Consider the following 14,747-nt stretch of genomic DNA (forward strand, 5'->3'; position numbering starts at 1 on the left):
TTAGGATGGGTTTTCGTGTATCACGCAACACCATGAAACCTCGGCCCAATCCAACCAGCGCAGATATATGGACGGTCAACTAACCACTAGGTTTTGCTCAGGATATTTCCGAACACGGACCAATCCGTACGGTTCGTTAGGTGCTCCAGCCCCAGAACACCAAGCCAACTATTCCCAAACGGGTCCAGCGCAGGAGACCATGCCGCTATGGATGCGATGTGCGGCACGACAGCCAGGATGCCGCCGCCAACACCTGATTTTGCCGGCAGGCCAACCCGAAAAGCGAAGTCTCCGGACCCGTTGTACATACCACATGTCATCATTATGGAGAGGATGCGCCGGGCGCGTCGGGATGCTTGCAAACCTCGGTCCGATCGTTCGTCTGGACCCTCGTGCATAAGAAACCGCCCCGCTTTAGCGAGCCCAATGCAATCGAGGGAAATAGCGCATTGATGCACATAGGCGTTCATAACGTCATCGACCGCATGGCGCAGATTGTCGTGGTGCTTGGCCATGAACAGCAATGATCGGTTGAGATCACCCCTAGCCTGATCGCTTTCCAGCACATCCGCGTCGACAGTGACGATTTCGTCGTCCATTTGCTGTTTGACGAAGCTCATCACCGAGCCATTCGCATCTTTCCCTTTTACATCGAGAAGAGAGTCGATCACGACGAGCGCGCCAGCATTGATGAAAGGGTTTCGCGGCACTCCTTTGAAGCGCTCGAGATCAATAATGGAATTGAACGCGTCTCCAGATGGCTCTCGGCCGACTCTCTTCCAGAGCGTGTCACCGTGTCTTTGTAGCGCCACTTCAAGCGCGAATACTTTGGAAATAGACTGGATCGGAAATGCATTAGATGCATCGCCGGCCTTTATAAGATCGCCTTCGCGGGTAAACACAGACAGACCAAATTTCGCAAAGTCCGCTTTGCGGGGCGCCGGTTTGTGGTGCTCGTCTGCCACCTTTTTTGCGTCTATATAGATCCGTTCAGCATGGTCCTTTACGTCCTTAACCGTCTCATCAAGAATTGTTTGTAACTCGAATACGCTGTGCTGACGGTCTTTCACTCAGAGTCTCCCATTTTCTGGTCAACGTGCGGCGAAGATTTGAGTGACAAGAATTGGAAGAATAAATGTCGACGCTTTTTGCGTGCTCCAACGCGTTCTAAGCGTAAGACCCAATCAAAAACCCGCGCCGTAGCGCGGGTTTTTCTGCGTTGTAGCGTTGAGTGTTAGTCGTTCCAGAGCTCGAGCTGCTGGGCGGCGGTGGGTTCGATCGCAAGGGACAGACGATTGGCTTCCCACGTAAATTGGTCGATTGGAACGATCACGTCGCCGTCAACGTAACCAGCGGCCTCTTCGAAATCGACAACCAGAGCTGTCGCGGTGGTCGCATCGGTACCGAGGACGGCTTCGACTTCACCGATTTTGATCCCTGCTGCGTCGTAGAGATCCCAGTCTTCGATCTGATCGACCGTGCTATTGAATGCAGCTACCTGCGCAGTGTCTTCCAGCTCGACCCACTGGGTCGGTGCTTGCGCCAATGCCGGTGCTGCAACGAGCAGAGCGACGGCAGGAACCAAGGCGAAATTTGCTTTTTTCATTCAGAAACTCCGTTTGCTACCGGAGAGGAACGCCCCAGGCATCGCATATGGTTGCCGGGCAAAATGTCGCGATTCCCGACCGCTAGTGTACCTGCCGCCGCTCGTGGGCCGTTGGCAGGTACGATGGTTGATCGCGACTCAGTCTCGTGCGACTAGGGTCGCCATGCCGTCAGCACGGCCGCGGGCCATAGCCGATGATCATTAGCCGTTAGGGCTCCTGCCGCTACGCACCGCGCCATCGCGTGATCTCCCTTTCCAGGAACGCGTAAAGCTCCGTCGAGCGACCGAAAGGCGCCGGTCAGTGCTAAAGAATGGAGCGACTTTTCCAGCAGTGCTCTACCCTACGGCAGCCGTAGACGGGCCCGCAGGGTCGCTTGTTCGTCTGTTGCAAACACGGCGCGCTCGAGGAGTTGCGGGACTACCAGATCGATAAAGCTCTGCAGGTCAGCGGGCATAATTGGGGCCATGACGTTGAAACCGTCGGCCGCTTCATTGTCGAACCACAACTGCATCGTCGTCGCAATGTCCGAGCCGGTGCCGACTGCGAGCAGGTGCCCCCGTCCACTTGCCATGCGCATCAACAATTGGCGCAAGGTCATGCTGCCGCGGCAGGCGATGTTGACCAACACAGCGACACGGCTCTGGCTCGATTGAGTTGGCGCAGCATGAGCGCGAACGGTGTCGGGCAAGGGTGCGTCGAGATCCGCATGGGAAAGATCGGTGCCAAGGAATTCGGAAAGCTTGGCGAGGACGTGTTCGATGACCATGAAGCTGTTCATCTGCGCAAGGCGGTCTTCAGCCTCACCCAGGGTGGGAGCGGCGATGGGCACAATGCCGGGATAGATAAGAAGGCTTTCGGGGGCTCGGCCATGCTGAACGGCCCGCGCCTTCATGTCACGATAGAAGGCCCGCGCATCGCCAAGGTCGGACTGTACTGTGAAAACCAAGTCGGCATAGCGGGCGGCAAAGTCTCGCCCGGCTTCGGAGGCGCCGGCCTGTGCAAGGATGGGGCGACCCTGCGGCGAGCGCGGCACATTAAGCGGACCACGGCTGCGGACAAAGGGACCTTCATGATCGATGGGCCGCACCTTGGCGAGATCGAGGTAGCGGCCCGATTGTTTTTCGGCAATTCGGGCGTCGGCCTGCCAGGAATCCCACAGGGCAATGACAGCCTGGGTGACATCGGCGGCGCGAGCATAGCGCTCGGCGTGATCGGGCATGGCATCGAGCCCGAAATTATAGGATTCGAGCGGGTTGGAGGAGGTGACGATGTTCCAGCCCGCGCGTCCCTTGCTGATGTGATCGAGGGAGGCAAAGCGCCGGGCGAGATGGAATGGGTGGTCGAAGCTGGTCGAGGCGGTGCCGATGAGGCCGATGCGGCTGGTCACTGACGCAAGTGCCGCGAGGATAATCAGCGGGTCCATGGCATCGCAGAGATGCCGGTCCGCACTGTGCTGGAGCGCCAGCACATCGCCCAGAAACAACGCGTCGAAGCCACCGTCTTCGGCGCGCCGGGCAATGTCGATCCAATAGTTGAGATCCGTCGAGGCCAGGGCATTGCTTTCGGGCATGCGCCAGCCGGCCTCGTGGCTGCCAAGTCCGAAGATGACGGCATTGAGGCCCATGCGCCGGCCTTTGCTCATGGTGCGGTGTCGAGATAATCGTTGGAGTAATAGGCGGTGAAATCGGGCTTGGCGGTTACCGGGGCGCCATTGCCATCCTTGAGAATGCCGGCATCGAAGAGAAATGTGCCAATAGCTTCCATTTTGGCAGGATCGATGGTGCCGATCGCGCCATTTTTGCCCCGGATATAGTGCCCATCGATCAAGGCCTCCAGCGAGGCCCGGACAAAGTCCCGGTCGAGCAACATATCGGCATTGGCTGCGACGAGAATGTCGGTAGCCTCGTCGGGATGGGCGATGGCATAGTCATAGCCGCGCTGGCTGGCCGTGATGAACGCTTTGGCGGTGTCCGCGTTGCGGGCAAGGTAGGCATTGCTGGTGCTAATGAAATTGGTGTGCTGGTCGGGCACGCCGAAATCGGCGTAGCGGAAGGAACGCTGGGCGGGGCCGTCGCGCTCGGCTTTAATGCCTTCCCAGGTGTAGACTTCGAGGGTGAAATCGACGGCACCATTGGCAAGCGCTTCATAGGCGGAGGTGCCAAGGGTGACGGTCTCGAACTCGCCCTTACCGCCATCATGACGGATGATCGTGTCGATCAGGGCGCTCTCCCATGCGCTGCCGAAGCCGCCATAGATTTTGCCATCGAGATCTCTGGGAGACTGGATGTCCTGCTGGGCGGCATTGAAGACGAGGCGGCCGGTTTCGGTCTGGACCAGGGCATAGGTTGCCACCAGATCGGCCCCGGCGGTGCGCTGCGTGAAAAGGCCGATAGAGCCCAGAATACCGAAATCGGCGACCTGATTGGCGACCAGCGTGCCAGCAGATGTATCGGTATAGGGCAGGATTTCGACGGCGAGCCCAGCCTCCTCGTAAAAGCCCTTGGCCTTGGCAACATAAAGGCCGATGTGATTGGTATTGGGCGTCCAGTCGAGCGCAATGGAGACGGGTGTGCCCTGGGCAAGGGCCGGGGTTGCGACCAGACTGACGGCGAGGCCGAGCGCTATCATCAAACGGGAAATGGGCATGAATTAGTCCTCCGGATTGAGCAGGGTCTGCAAAATTCGAGCTTCGAGGGCCGCAAGCTCGGGTGACCCGACGCTGTGGCGTGGGTGATCAAGGGGCACTTGAAAATGGTGGGCGACGCAGGCCGGGCGGGCCGACAGCACATAGATGCGGTCCGAGAGCAGCACGGCCTCGCGCACATCATGGGTGATCAGCAGCACAGTCCAGCGATGTCGGGTCCACATGTCGGCGAGCCAGCGCTGCATCTGGGCGCGGGTGAGGGCATCTAGAGCGCCGAAGGGCTCATCGAGCAGCAGCATTGGGCGTTGCTGGACGACTGTGCGCAGCAAGGCGGCGCGTTGGCGCATGCCGCCGGATAGCTGGGCGGGATAATGGTTTTCGAACCCGGCAAGGCCGAATTCTTCAAAGAGCGGGATAACCCTGGCACGGGCGGCCTGGCGGCCGAGACCCTGGACTTCAAGACCAAGCGTGGTGTTGCCGATGATGCGACGCCAGGGCATGAGCGCATCGCCTTGCGGCATGAAGGCGAAGCGATGCTGCGCTGGCGTGAGCGGCTGGTCATCGAGCAGCATCTGGCCGCCATCGGGTGCGATGGCGCCGGTCAGCAATTGCAGGATGGTGGATTTGCCGGCCCCGGACGGGCCGAGGATCGAGACGAATTCACCCGGCTGAACGCTGAGATTGATATCGGCGAGAACGTGAGTGTGCCCGAAGCTCTTACGTAATCTTTTGAGGTCTAGACGGGCGGAACTCATGGACGGGCCTCCGTCAGCCGGGCCCACGGCATGGCGGCGCGCTGCAGGAAGACGGTGGCGCCAAAAAGCAGCAGCGTGAGCGTGGCGCTGACAAAGACCGCAGCAAGGACGAGATCGGGGCGGAAATTGTTCTTGGCATTGAGGATATAGATGCCGAGGCCCCGGGCTGCGCCGGCATATTCGGCAAAGATGGCGCCCACCACGGCATAGGTGATGGAAATGCGCAGGCCTGCAAAGAAATAAGGCAGTGCCGAGGGCAGGCGGGCCATAACGAAAATGCGCCAGCGGGACGCACCCATTGAGGCGAGCAGGGCTGAGATATTGCGGTCGGTGGCTTCATAGCCCTGGGTTAGGGCGACAAGCATGGGGAAGAAGGTCACGAGCGCGACCAGCACGATTTTGGGTGTGAGACCAAAGCCGAACCACAGCACAATCAGTGGCGCGATGGCGACCAGCGGCAGGGTCTGCGTGATGATGAATACGGGAAACAGCGCCCGGCGCAGCTGTCGAAAAAAGTCGATCAGGATTGAAAAGAGAAAGGCGACGATGAGGGAGGACGCAAAGCCGAATGTGGTGGCTTGAAACGTTGCGATCGTATGGCAAGCGAGGGCTTCGCGCTGCTCGTAACCCTGGACGATGATGCGCGTGGGCGCTGGCAGGGCGGTAGGCGAAATGCCCCAAAGTTGCACATAGGTCTCCCAGGTCAGGATCAGCGTGGAGACTGAGGCAATGGCCGGGCCGGCATGGCGGATAAAGCGCGCGAAGAGTCGCGACGGGGCGGTAATGGACATGAATGGCCCTCGGGTTCAGCGCGCGCTGGGGCTGTTGGCTGAAACCGTCAGATCGATGGTGACATGGCCTTGTGGCGGGCCGAAGCGGCAGAAGGCCTGCTCGATGGTGGCAAAGAGCGCGCCGGTATCGCCACTGAGCTTGGTGGCGAAATGCTTGGACTTCTCGAAGGTGCCTGACTGCTTGAGGAAGTCGATGCAGCCATAGATTTCGTCCATATGGTTGCCTTGGCCCAGGACGTAAAGCGAGAGCTGGACCACAGAGAACACGCCGATGTGGGGGGCATTTTGTACCGCAGTCAGCGCCGCGGCCTGCCGTTCGGCCAAGGGTGCAGCGGTGCCGTCGAATTGGGTCGAATTGCAGATGGGATCGTCGGGCTCGCCGGGGCAGCCGCGCGAAATGGTGGCCGAGAGCACGCAATGTTTGCCGGTCCGGGCGGTGGCGCTGAAGAGATCGCGCATGGCCGGAAACAGCACTTCGGGCGGACCGACGAGCAGAGTGGAAATATCGTCGGTTTCAATGCGCAACTGGTCGCGATAGGGATCGAGCGCGCCCAAAGCACTGATGATGACGCCGACGAAATCGTCGGTCATTGGGTATAGGGATATCTGTGCGCCCGAAAACATGGCCCGCCTCGCTCCGCTGGTATTACCCAGATCAGCTATAGGGTCCGAAGGCTTCCCGCCCTCATCTCAGCCCCGACCTACGGAGCACCCCTGTGGATATGGGCACCATATGCGCTGCTGGTCGCAGAACGCAAGCCTTCTTAAATCAGAGGTAAGGTGAAGAGGCCGGCGAACTGATGTCGGCTGCCTGGTGCGGGTCCCGGTGAACGGAGCCGCAGAAACGGGTGATATTCATCAGGGCGCTGTCGCGCTGATCCTGATGGCTCTACCCGCTGTCCGCATCAACGCAAAAAGGTTTTCACCGAGTAGAGGGGGCAAGCTAGAGGAGGCTGAGAGCCAGTCAGTCGGATGCTCACGGTGCCCCGCTGCGCCAAGCGGCATTTCTGGGCCGTGAGTTCGACCGTTTGCAATCTTTAGGAATGTTAGTCCTACAACGACGCTCATGCGGCGAGCCTGTCTCGATGAGAAAATTGTCTCGTGCGACCTCTCATTCTTGGGGGAAGCCGCTTGGTGGCGGAGTAGGGCGTTCGGGGAAATGTCCGATAACGCCCGTTGCCACAGATGCAGTGGCACGTTGCGACCCTGTTTCGGCCATTCCCACTGGATTTGGTTTTGCGTTGACCGGACATGCGAGTGATGACGCCGCGTGCTAAGTCAGAGCAATGGCTATACGCAGGATCATGATTATCGGCGGCCCTGGATCAGGCAAGACCTGGCTCGCTCGACGTCTTGGTCGTCGTTATGAACTACCCGTCCACGCCGTTGATGAGGAGGTGTGGGATCCGCTTGGAAACCTGCGAGCTCCAGACGATATCGATGCACGCGTGCGCCGGCTGACGGCCCAAGAAAAGTGGATCATCGAGGGTGGCAACAGCAGGACCTATATAGATCGGGTTCAACGCGCTGACGCTATTATTCGAATGGCGCCACCGGTGTGGCTCCGGCTATCTCGCGTGCTTCGTCGGGATGGCATTCGGATCCAACTTCTCCGCTGGACGCTTCGATATGATGAGGTATTTGGACCAAAAGATAGGCTGGCGCTCGAGAGCGGGCAGGTTAGCGCAACGTGCATAGAGATTGGTTCGAATACCGAATTGCTTCGACTGCTTCGCGGTGGAATCGAGGAGTTCTGAACCGTCGCGGAGTTGGCGATCAACCTCATTTGCTACTGTCTCGATTTCAGCAGACCGACTGTTTGGCGGACATCGGATTGGCAGTCTGAACGACCGGGCGCGTTGCGGACTGTGCCTACGAACTCCAAGGGTGATTTTGATCGTGCTTTGACGTTGCAAAAGGCTGTCGCAACTTCGAGGGCGGCCGGCTCAGGCTATGGAAACCTAATGGGTAGACATTCGTTCTGATCGCGATCGATCGGGATGCGATCGCTGTTCTGCAGCCAAGCCTTGGGCGCTGCCGATAAAGGATGAATGGATGGTTCGGCGAGACGGTGGCGCCCCGCTTCTACCAGGCGTCAATTGTTATCGGGTCGAGACCGCTACGCGAGCTTCTGTCATCATCGATGCGGATGACTATTTCCGCGTTGCGCGAGCAGCGATGCTGAAGGCGAAAAAGCGCATCGTGTTGATCGGTTGGGACTTTGATGCCCGCATCCGGTTGGGCGCTCCCACGAACGATGGTGCGCCTGAAAAAGTCGGCGACTTCATCTATTGGCTCGTTCAGCAGAACCCTGAACTTGAAGTCTTTCTGCTGCGTTGGGATCTAGGTGCCCTCAAGATGCTGGCTCGCGGCTCCACCATTTTCACCGTCTTCAAATGGATGAGCCATAGACGTATTCACACCAAGCTCGATGGAGCCCATCCGCCAGCGGCATCGCACCACCAAAAGATCGTCGTGATCGACGAGGCGCTGGCCTTTTGTGGCGGCATCGACATGACCGAGGACCGCTGGGACACACGCGACCATGTCCACGAGGACCCACGCCGCGTGCGTCCGAATGGCAAGCCGCACAAACCCTGGCATGACGCCACAACGGCATTGGAAGGGCCGATTGCACGCACACTCGCCGACATCGCACGCGATCGATGGATCACGGCCGGAGGAAGGCCAATGCCAGAACTGGGCAAGCAGCAATCGCCTTGGCCTGACGCTCTCGATGCGCAATTCGTTGATGTGCCCATCGCAGTCTCTCGTTCTGCGCCTGAGATCGACGGCCGGCCGTCAGTTCTCGAGATCGAGCACCTGTATCTCGATCAGATTGCCAGGGCAAAACGCTACATCTATGCCGAAAGCCAATATTTCGCGTCGCGGCGGGTGGCTGAAGCAATGGCGAAGCGCCTCCAGGAGGCCGATGGACCCGAAATCGTCGTCATCAACCCCGATAGCGCGCAAGGTTGGCTGGAGCCCCTGGCGATGGACACCGCCCGTGCTCGCCTTTATCAGGCGCTGAACCGGCTGGACACGCATGGGCGCTTTCGGATTTACACGCCGGTCACCAGTGGCGGCGAGCCAATCTACGTCCACGCTAAAATCCTTATCATCGATGACGAGGTCGTACGCATCGGCTCGTCAAATCTGAACAATCGCTCCATGCGCCTCGACACCGAATGCGACGTCACTATCGATGCGACGTTTGCTCAGAATGAAGCTGTCAGTGAAACGGTCAGGGCCATTCGCAATAGCTTACTCGGAGAGCATCTTGCCGTTTCGCCCGACATCCTCGAGCGGGAAGTGAACGCGCGAGGACTGATCGGTGCCATCGAAGGCCTGCGTAACAATGGCAAATCTCTGGTCCCATACGCTCCTGAGGATTTAAGCGCCGTCGAGGCATGGCTCGCGGACCACGAGGTTTTGGATCCAGAGGGTCCCGAAGAGATTTTCGAAGCTTTCACGAAGCGCGGGCTTTTCCGTCGCTTGCGTAAGCCGAAGATCAATCTGGGGCGACCCTGACCTGCGAACTAGATTTTCACATGTATAGCGCGCCAAATGGTGCGTAGCCCAAACTATGACGGCCACATTTTAGCACTGCAGCCTAAAAAATATGCATATATTATTTCAGCGGTAATTTTAATCAGTTTCCACTTGCGCGCATGAATTTGTCTTGGTTGTTTGTGTCCAGCAAACACGGAGAAGACCCATGCTCACGCCTCGCCTTCTGGCGACCGCTACTCTCTTCAGTTCTCTGATTTTCGCCGTGCCTGCATTGGCGCAAACCGACGTCAAGCTGACTTTGGATTGGCGGTTCGAAGGGCCAGCAGCAGGGTTTCTGCTGGCGCAGGACAAGGGGTATTTTGCCGACGAGGGACTTAATGTCACCATCGATACCGGCAATGGCTCAGTTGAGGCCATTCCGCGCGTCGCCACCGGCGCTTACCAGTTTGGCTTCGGCGACATCAATTCGCTGATCAAGTTTCTCGACGAGGACAACACCCAGCCGGTCAAGGCCATCATGATGGTCTATGACAAGCCGGTGTTCTCGGTCATCGGTCGCAAATCTCTGGGGATCACCGACGATCCGAAATCGCTCGAAGGCAAGAAGCTCGGCGCACCGCCGCCCGATGGCGCCTTTGCGCAATGGCCAGCCTTCGTCGAAGCGGCGGGGATCGACACTTCGGGCATTACCATCGAGTCGATCGGCTTTCCGGTGCGCGAGCCGATGCTGGCTTCGGGGGATGTCGATGGCGTTTTTGGCTTTGCTTTCTCGGTGATCCTTAACCTCAAGGCCAATGGCGTTCCGGACGACGATATCGCCACTATCCTCTTTGCGGACCACGGCCTCAACCTTTACGGCAACGCCGTCATGGTGAACGAGACCTTTGCCGAGGAGAATCCGGAGGCCGTGAAGGGGTTTGTTCGGGCGCTCGCCAAGGGTTTTGCCGATGCCGTGGCTGATCCGGCAGCAGGCGCCGCTGCCGTATTGGCGCGCAATGAGACGCTCAATATCGACACCGAAACCGCGCGCCTGACCATGGCGAACGAGATGAACATCAAGACGCCCTATGTGGTCGAGAACGGTTTTGGCGGGATTGATGAGGTGCGCCTGGCCGCATCCATCGACACGCTGAAGATCTCGATGGGCCTCAAGGGCAATGTCACTGCCGCTGATGTGTTCGACGCACAATATCTGCCGCCGGCTGCAGAGCGCATGCTGCCGTAACTCTTTGGTGGCGATCTTCCCAGGCGAAAGGGCGCCTGGGTCATCTGCCCGGACCGTTCTTTCGAGCGAACGGGGACGGTCCGGGCAGACCTCTTTTTCTTCTGGAGCACCGGCATGGCTTCACCGCTTGTTTCCATCGAAAACGTCGACATGCGCTATGGCGGGCCGGACGGCACGCTGGCGGTCAGCGGGCTTAACCTCAAAATCAATCGCGGCGAATTTGTCGCCGTGGTCGGGCCCTCGGGTTGCGGCAAATCTACGCTGATGAAGCTGACGACGGGGCTGCATATTCCCCAGAACGGGGCGGTAATCGTCGCCAATAGTCAGGTGACCAAGCCTGTTTCGATCGTCGGCATGGCCTTTCAAAACCCGACCATGCTGCCTTGGCGGACGACGCTAGAAAACATTCTGCTGCCGCTCGAGATAGTCGAGAGACACCGGCGTCGGTTGCGCAGCCATAAAGCCGAATATGTGGCCAAGGCAGAGAAACTGCTGGAAACGGTGGGGCTGAAGGGCTTTGGCGACAAATTCCCCTGGCAGCTTTCGGGCGGCATGCAGCAGCGGGCCAATCTGTGCCGCGCGCTGATCCATGAACCGGAATTGCTGATGCTCGATGAGCCGTTCGGTGCGCTCGATGCCTTTACGCGCGAAGAACTCTGGTGCGTGATCCGGGACCTCCATGCGAGCCAGGATGTCACTATCGTGCTCGTGACTCATGATCTGCGCGAGAGTGTGTTCCTGGCCGATAAGGTCGTCGTCATGTCGGCGCGGCCGGGCAGGGTGATTGCCGAGCACGAGGTGCCGTTCGAGCGGCCACGGCAGTTGGACCTGCTCTACGAGCCCGTTTTCAATGAAATGGTGCAGCGGCTGCACGGGGAAATCGCAACGGCGAGGGCTGCAGTATGACGACGATGGAAACACCTACGCCTGTTGCGACTGCGCCAAAGCCGGCCTTCAAGCTCGATTGGGTGCGTCTCGCGCCGCTCCTCTACACGATCGGGCTCTTCGTTATCTGGGAGATTGGCGTTCGCCTGTCCGGGCTGCCGCATACGATTTTGCCGACGCCGACGCGAGTGTTCGAGGCCATCGCGCAATACTGGTCGCCGATCTGGAAGAACTCGGTGCAGACGCTCTACACCACTGTGCTCGGGTTCATGATCGCAGTTGTCGCAGGGCTCGGAATCGGGCTTTTCATCGGTTGGTCCAAGACCATTTATGCCGGGCTCTACCCCATAATGGTGGGGTTCAATGCCATTCCCAAGGTGGCACTGGTGCCTATCCTTGTCATCTGGTTCGGCATCGGGACTGTGCCGGCGGTGATGACGGCGTTTCTGATTTCGTTTTTCCCGATCGTTGTAAACGTGGCGACGGGCCTAGCGACTATCGAACCAGAAACGGAGGACGTGCTGCGCGCGCTTGGCGCCAAGAAAATGGACATCATGCTCAAGGTCGGCATTCCGCGCTCGATGCCCTATTTCTTCGGCTCGCTGAAAGTGGCGATCACCTTGGCATTTGTTGGTTCGGTCGTCAGCGAAACGGTGGCGTCCAATTCGGGCCTCGGCAACATGATGGCCTCGGCACAATCGAACTTTAACGTGCCGCTGGTCTTTGCGGGTCTTCTCATGCTGGCTGTCGAAGGTATCGCCATGTATGCGGTCATGGCTTGGATCGAAAGGCGCATGACCGGCTGGGCGCATCGTTCCACCATGGGGAACTGACTTGAAATAGTCGCGTACCACAAAACATCGGGCGGTTTCGCAAGATGGCAAAGTCGGGCGGAACTCGAGAAGCGGTGCCGCCGACAAAGTCCTAAATCACTGCGAGAAGGTGGCGACTGGCGCTAGGTTGCGCTATGCCTTGCCTCCGGCGATCGCGCTATCGCCTGTAGGTTTACGAAAACGGCGAACCGCTTTTCGTGCACTTGCCGAACACTATCGTTTGGCTCGAAGGCAGCAGCGGCGCGGGTCATTTTGGACATTGCCGTCGTTAGGTCGGGGAAGTGCCCGGCGGCCATCGACGCCAATATCGCAGATCCGAGCAGAACCGGCTCCTTGGCCTCGGTGACGACCACCGGCACGCCGGAGGTGTCTGCAAGGATTTGTCGTACCAGATTGTCCTGGCCGGCGCCGCCGCTGATCACGATCCGCTTTATAGGCGCGCCGTGTTTCTCCTGGATTTCGATGATTTGCCTGAGACCGTAGCCGATGCCGCTGAGCCCGGCGACATAGAGGGCGACAAGGCTCGCTTCCGACTGATCCATGCCGAGCCCTGCAATGACTGCGCGGGTGTCGGGATCGGCAAGGGGGGCGCGGTTTCCAAGGAATTCCGGGACGACGTGGACACCATCCGCGAGGCCGATCGCGTCAGAGGCCGAGGCGGATTGCCCTATGGCGAGCTGCGACAGGTAAGAAAGAAGCGGCAACCCGAGTTCTGCGGCTCTTTTGCTGGCTTCTCCACTGGCGGGGTGGAGGGAGACCAGGCGATCGATGGCCGCGCCTGCGGCCGATTGGCCGCCTTCGTTCAACCAGAAGCCGGGAACCATGGCATCGAAATACGGCCCCCATACCCCGGGGACAAAGGCCGGGCTTTGGGTCGTTGTCATCGTGCAGGACGATGTACCAAAGACGTAGGCCATATTCTCTTCGAGCGTTCCGAGAGCGCCGACTGTTCCAACCCCGCCTGCATGTGCGTCAATCAGGCCGGAGCCCACCGCCGTCCCCGCCGGCAAGCCCAGTTGATCTGCCGCCTCCTCCGTCAGGCCCCCAATGCGCGTTCCTGGTGAAACCACTTCGGTGCCGATACGGGCAAAACCCTCATCGGCCAGTGCATCAAGACCGATGGCCCGGAAGTACGTGGGATCCCAGCGATGCTCATGGGCGAGGTAGGTCCATTTGCACGTCACCGTGCAAGAGGATCGCGCAAGACTGCCGCTGGCGCGCCAGGTGATATAGTCGGCCAGATCGAAGAAATACTCGGCAGCGTCGAACGTTTCCGGGCGGTTTTCCTTCAACCACAGCAGCTTTGGCGTTTCCATTTCCGGAGAGATTGTTCCGCCCACATAGCGCAGCACATCATGGCCCATGCGGGTAATCCGTCTCGCTTGCTCGGCGGCTCGATGATCCATCCAGACGATAATATTGCGCTCGTGGTCTTCCGAAGGACCGACGGCAAGCGGTTTCCCGTTCTTCCCAACCACTACGAGCGAACAGGTCGCGTCGACACCGATCCCGACGACCGAAGAGGGCAGCACGCCGCTGGCCTCCACGGCCTCACGGACCGATGCGCATATGGCATTCCAGATGTTGTTGCCCGATTGCTCGACGATATTGCCGGTCTCGTGAAAGATGGCGATATCGCGTTTGGCCGAGGCCAGCATGTGTCCATCGGCATTGAAAACTCCAGCGCGAGCGCTGCCGGTTCCGACGTCAATGCCGACAAAATACCGAGCCGCGGTGGTCATTTTATATCCTTCAGAGATCGACAGTGGTGGGCAGGATGACAAGGTCGCGCACCGTCACGCCCTTGGCGCGCGTGACCATGAAAAGCACGGCTTCGGCGACTTCCGTCGGCTGCATCAGGCTGCCATTGGCGAGGGCTTCGTCCATTTTGGCCTTTGGCCAATCCTTGAGAAGCGCGGTTACGACAGGGCCGGGAGCGACGGCGCCGACGCGCACGCCATCGGGGGCCACCTGTCGGCGGAGGGTGTGGACAAAGGCTTGAACCGCAAATTTCGATGCGGTGTAGATCGGCTCCCACACCACAGGAACAAGGCCGGCTATGGAACTAGTGAGGACGATGTCGCCCGTTTTCTGAGCGACAAGATGAGGCAAAACCGAGCGGACAGCGCGGAAGGTGGCGTTGATATTGAGGTTGAGCATGCGCTCCCACTCATCGGGGTCACCATCGACGACCGGTCCGCCGACATAGGAGCCGGCATTGGCGTGGAAGATATCTAAGCCCCCGGCCTTGGCGCGGATGGCTTCGCCCAAACCATCCACTTGTCCATGGTCGAAAAGGTCGATCCTGAGGGCAAAGGCGCCTTCGCCCAATTCGTCCACCAGCGCATCGAGGCGTGCGGCGTCGCGATCTATAAGGACAACCTTTGCACCCTCCGCATGCATGGCGCGTGCACATTCGAGCCCGATGCCCGAGGCGGCCCCCGTTACGGCAGCGACCTTGCCGCCAAGTTTCTGGGTCATTTTGTAGTCTCCA

Annotated in this window: 13 protein-coding genes and 1 riboswitch; of the genes, 4 read left to right on the forward strand and 9 right to left on the reverse strand. The window is 59.2% G+C overall.

What is annotated here, in order from left to right; all coding sequences use genetic code 11:
• Positions 1-86: 86 nt before the first annotated feature.
• From glsA to ASG47_RS13525, 7 genes are all read right to left on the reverse strand, one after another.
• Positions 87-1,070, reverse strand: coding sequence for a glutaminase A (gene glsA / locus ASG47_RS13495; RefSeq protein WP_061909882.1), 984 nt, complete (start codon positions 1,068-1,070; stop codon positions 87-89).
• Between the two features lie 164 nt (positions 1,071-1,234).
• Positions 1,235-1,606, reverse strand: coding sequence for a PRC-barrel domain-containing protein (locus ASG47_RS13500; RefSeq protein WP_061909885.1), 372 nt, complete (start codon positions 1,604-1,606; stop codon positions 1,235-1,237).
• Between the two features lie 341 nt (positions 1,607-1,947).
• The gene (locus ASG47_RS13505) at positions 1,948-3,249 is read right to left on the reverse strand and encodes an LLM class flavin-dependent oxidoreductase (protein WP_061909887.1); all 1,302 of its coding nucleotides are present in this window, start codon (positions 3,247-3,249) and stop codon (positions 1,948-1,950) included.
• Positions 3,246-4,253: an ABC transporter substrate-binding protein gene (locus ASG47_RS13510; RefSeq protein WP_061909889.1), complete on the reverse strand. Its 1,008-nt coding sequence runs from the start codon at positions 4,251-4,253 to the stop codon at positions 3,246-3,248. The genes ASG47_RS13505 and ASG47_RS13510 overlap by 4 nt, the downstream gene beginning before the upstream one ends.
• 3 nt (positions 4,254-4,256) lie before the next feature.
• The gene (locus tag ASG47_RS13515; protein ID WP_061909890.1) at positions 4,257-5,006 is read right to left on the reverse strand and encodes an ABC transporter ATP-binding protein; all 750 of its coding nucleotides are present in this window, start codon (positions 5,004-5,006) and stop codon (positions 4,257-4,259) included.
• Positions 5,003-5,797, reverse strand: a complete 795-nt coding sequence (locus ASG47_RS13520) for an ABC transporter permease (protein ID WP_061909891.1) — start codon at positions 5,795-5,797, stop codon at positions 5,003-5,005. The genes ASG47_RS13515 and ASG47_RS13520 overlap by 4 nt, the downstream gene beginning before the upstream one ends.
• A 15-nt stretch (positions 5,798-5,812) precedes the next feature.
• Complete coding sequence (locus ASG47_RS13525) at positions 5,813-6,421, reverse strand: YkoF family thiamine/hydroxymethylpyrimidine-binding protein (protein WP_061910765.1); 609 nt, start codon at positions 6,419-6,421, stop codon at positions 5,813-5,815.
• Positions 6,412-6,523, reverse strand: a riboswitch (TPP riboswitch). It overlaps the preceding gene by 10 nt.
• Before the next feature lie 1,329 nt (positions 6,524-7,852).
• Between ASG47_RS13525 and ASG47_RS13535 the strand changes: the two genes are divergently transcribed.
• The 4 genes from ASG47_RS13535 (at position 7,853) to ASG47_RS13550 (ending at position 12,253) form a co-directional block, all read left to right on the forward strand.
• A complete protein-coding gene (locus tag ASG47_RS13535; RefSeq protein WP_061909894.1) occupies positions 7,853-9,328 on the forward strand; it encodes a phospholipase D-like domain-containing protein in 1,476 nt (491 codons plus the stop codon).
• A gap of 187 nt (positions 9,329-9,515) precedes the next feature.
• A complete protein-coding gene (locus tag ASG47_RS13540; protein ID WP_061909896.1) occupies positions 9,516-10,535 on the forward strand; it encodes an ABC transporter substrate-binding protein in 1,020 nt (339 codons plus the stop codon).
• 114 nt (positions 10,536-10,649) lie between these two features.
• Positions 10,650-11,441: an ABC transporter ATP-binding protein gene (locus ASG47_RS13545; RefSeq protein ID WP_244484173.1), complete on the forward strand. Its 792-nt coding sequence runs from the start codon at positions 10,650-10,652 to the stop codon at positions 11,439-11,441.
• A gap of 5 nt (positions 11,442-11,446) precedes the next feature.
• Complete coding sequence (locus ASG47_RS13550; RefSeq protein ID WP_244484197.1) at positions 11,447-12,253, forward strand: ABC transporter permease; 807 nt, start codon at positions 11,447-11,449, stop codon at positions 12,251-12,253.
• A 122-nt stretch (positions 12,254-12,375) separates the two neighbouring features.
• Here the strand turns inward: ASG47_RS13550 and ASG47_RS13555 are convergent, their stop codons facing one another.
• Positions 12,376-13,995, reverse strand: a complete 1,620-nt coding sequence (locus tag ASG47_RS13555) for an FGGY-family carbohydrate kinase (RefSeq protein WP_156352202.1) — start codon at positions 13,993-13,995, stop codon at positions 12,376-12,378.
• Between the two features lie 10 nt (positions 13,996-14,005).
• Positions 14,006-14,734, reverse strand: coding sequence for an SDR family oxidoreductase (locus ASG47_RS13560; RefSeq protein WP_061910772.1), 729 nt, complete (start codon positions 14,732-14,734; stop codon positions 14,006-14,008).
• Positions 14,735-14,747: the final 13 nt, after the last annotated feature.

The sequence above is a fragment of the Devosia sp. Leaf420 genome, from assembly GCF_001425445.1.
Classification (GTDB): Bacteria; Pseudomonadota; Alphaproteobacteria; order Rhizobiales; family Devosiaceae; genus Devosia.

Excerpts from the sequence above, each read along its gene's own strand:
- ASG47_RS13545 (WP_244484173.1), top strand. The coding sequence starts at position 10,650 with ATGGCTTCACCGCTTGTTTCCATCGAAAACGTCGACATGCGCTATGGC.
- ASG47_RS13510 (WP_061909889.1), bottom strand. The coding sequence starts at position 4,253 with ATGCCCATTTCCCGTTTGATGATAGCGCTCGGCCTCGCCGTCAGTCTG.
- ASG47_RS13560 (WP_061910772.1), bottom strand. The coding sequence starts at position 14,734 with ATGACCCAGAAACTTGGCGGCAAGGTCGCTGCCGTAACGGGGGCCGCC.
- ASG47_RS13550 (WP_244484197.1), top strand. The coding sequence starts at position 11,447 with ATGGAAACACCTACGCCTGTTGCGACTGCGCCAAAGCCGGCCTTCAAG.
- ASG47_RS13555 (WP_156352202.1), bottom strand. The coding sequence starts at position 13,995 with ATGACCACCGCGGCTCGGTATTTTGTCGGCATTGACGTCGGAACCGGC.
- ASG47_RS13535 (WP_061909894.1), top strand. The coding sequence starts at position 7,853 with ATGGTTCGGCGAGACGGTGGCGCCCCGCTTCTACCAGGCGTCAATTGT.
- ASG47_RS13500 (WP_061909885.1), bottom strand. The coding sequence starts at position 1,606 with ATGAAAAAAGCAAATTTCGCCTTGGTTCCTGCCGTCGCTCTGCTCGTT.
- ASG47_RS13520 (WP_061909891.1), bottom strand. The coding sequence starts at position 5,797 with ATGTCCATTACCGCCCCGTCGCGACTCTTCGCGCGCTTTATCCGCCAT.
- ASG47_RS13505 (WP_061909887.1), bottom strand. The coding sequence starts at position 3,249 with ATGAGCAAAGGCCGGCGCATGGGCCTCAATGCCGTCATCTTCGGACTT.
- ASG47_RS13540 (WP_061909896.1), top strand. The coding sequence starts at position 9,516 with ATGCTCACGCCTCGCCTTCTGGCGACCGCTACTCTCTTCAGTTCTCTG.
- ASG47_RS13525 (WP_061910765.1), bottom strand. The coding sequence starts at position 6,421 with ATGTTTTCGGGCGCACAGATATCCCTATACCCAATGACCGACGATTTC.
- ASG47_RS13515 (WP_061909890.1), bottom strand. The coding sequence starts at position 5,006 with ATGAGTTCCGCCCGTCTAGACCTCAAAAGATTACGTAAGAGCTTCGGG.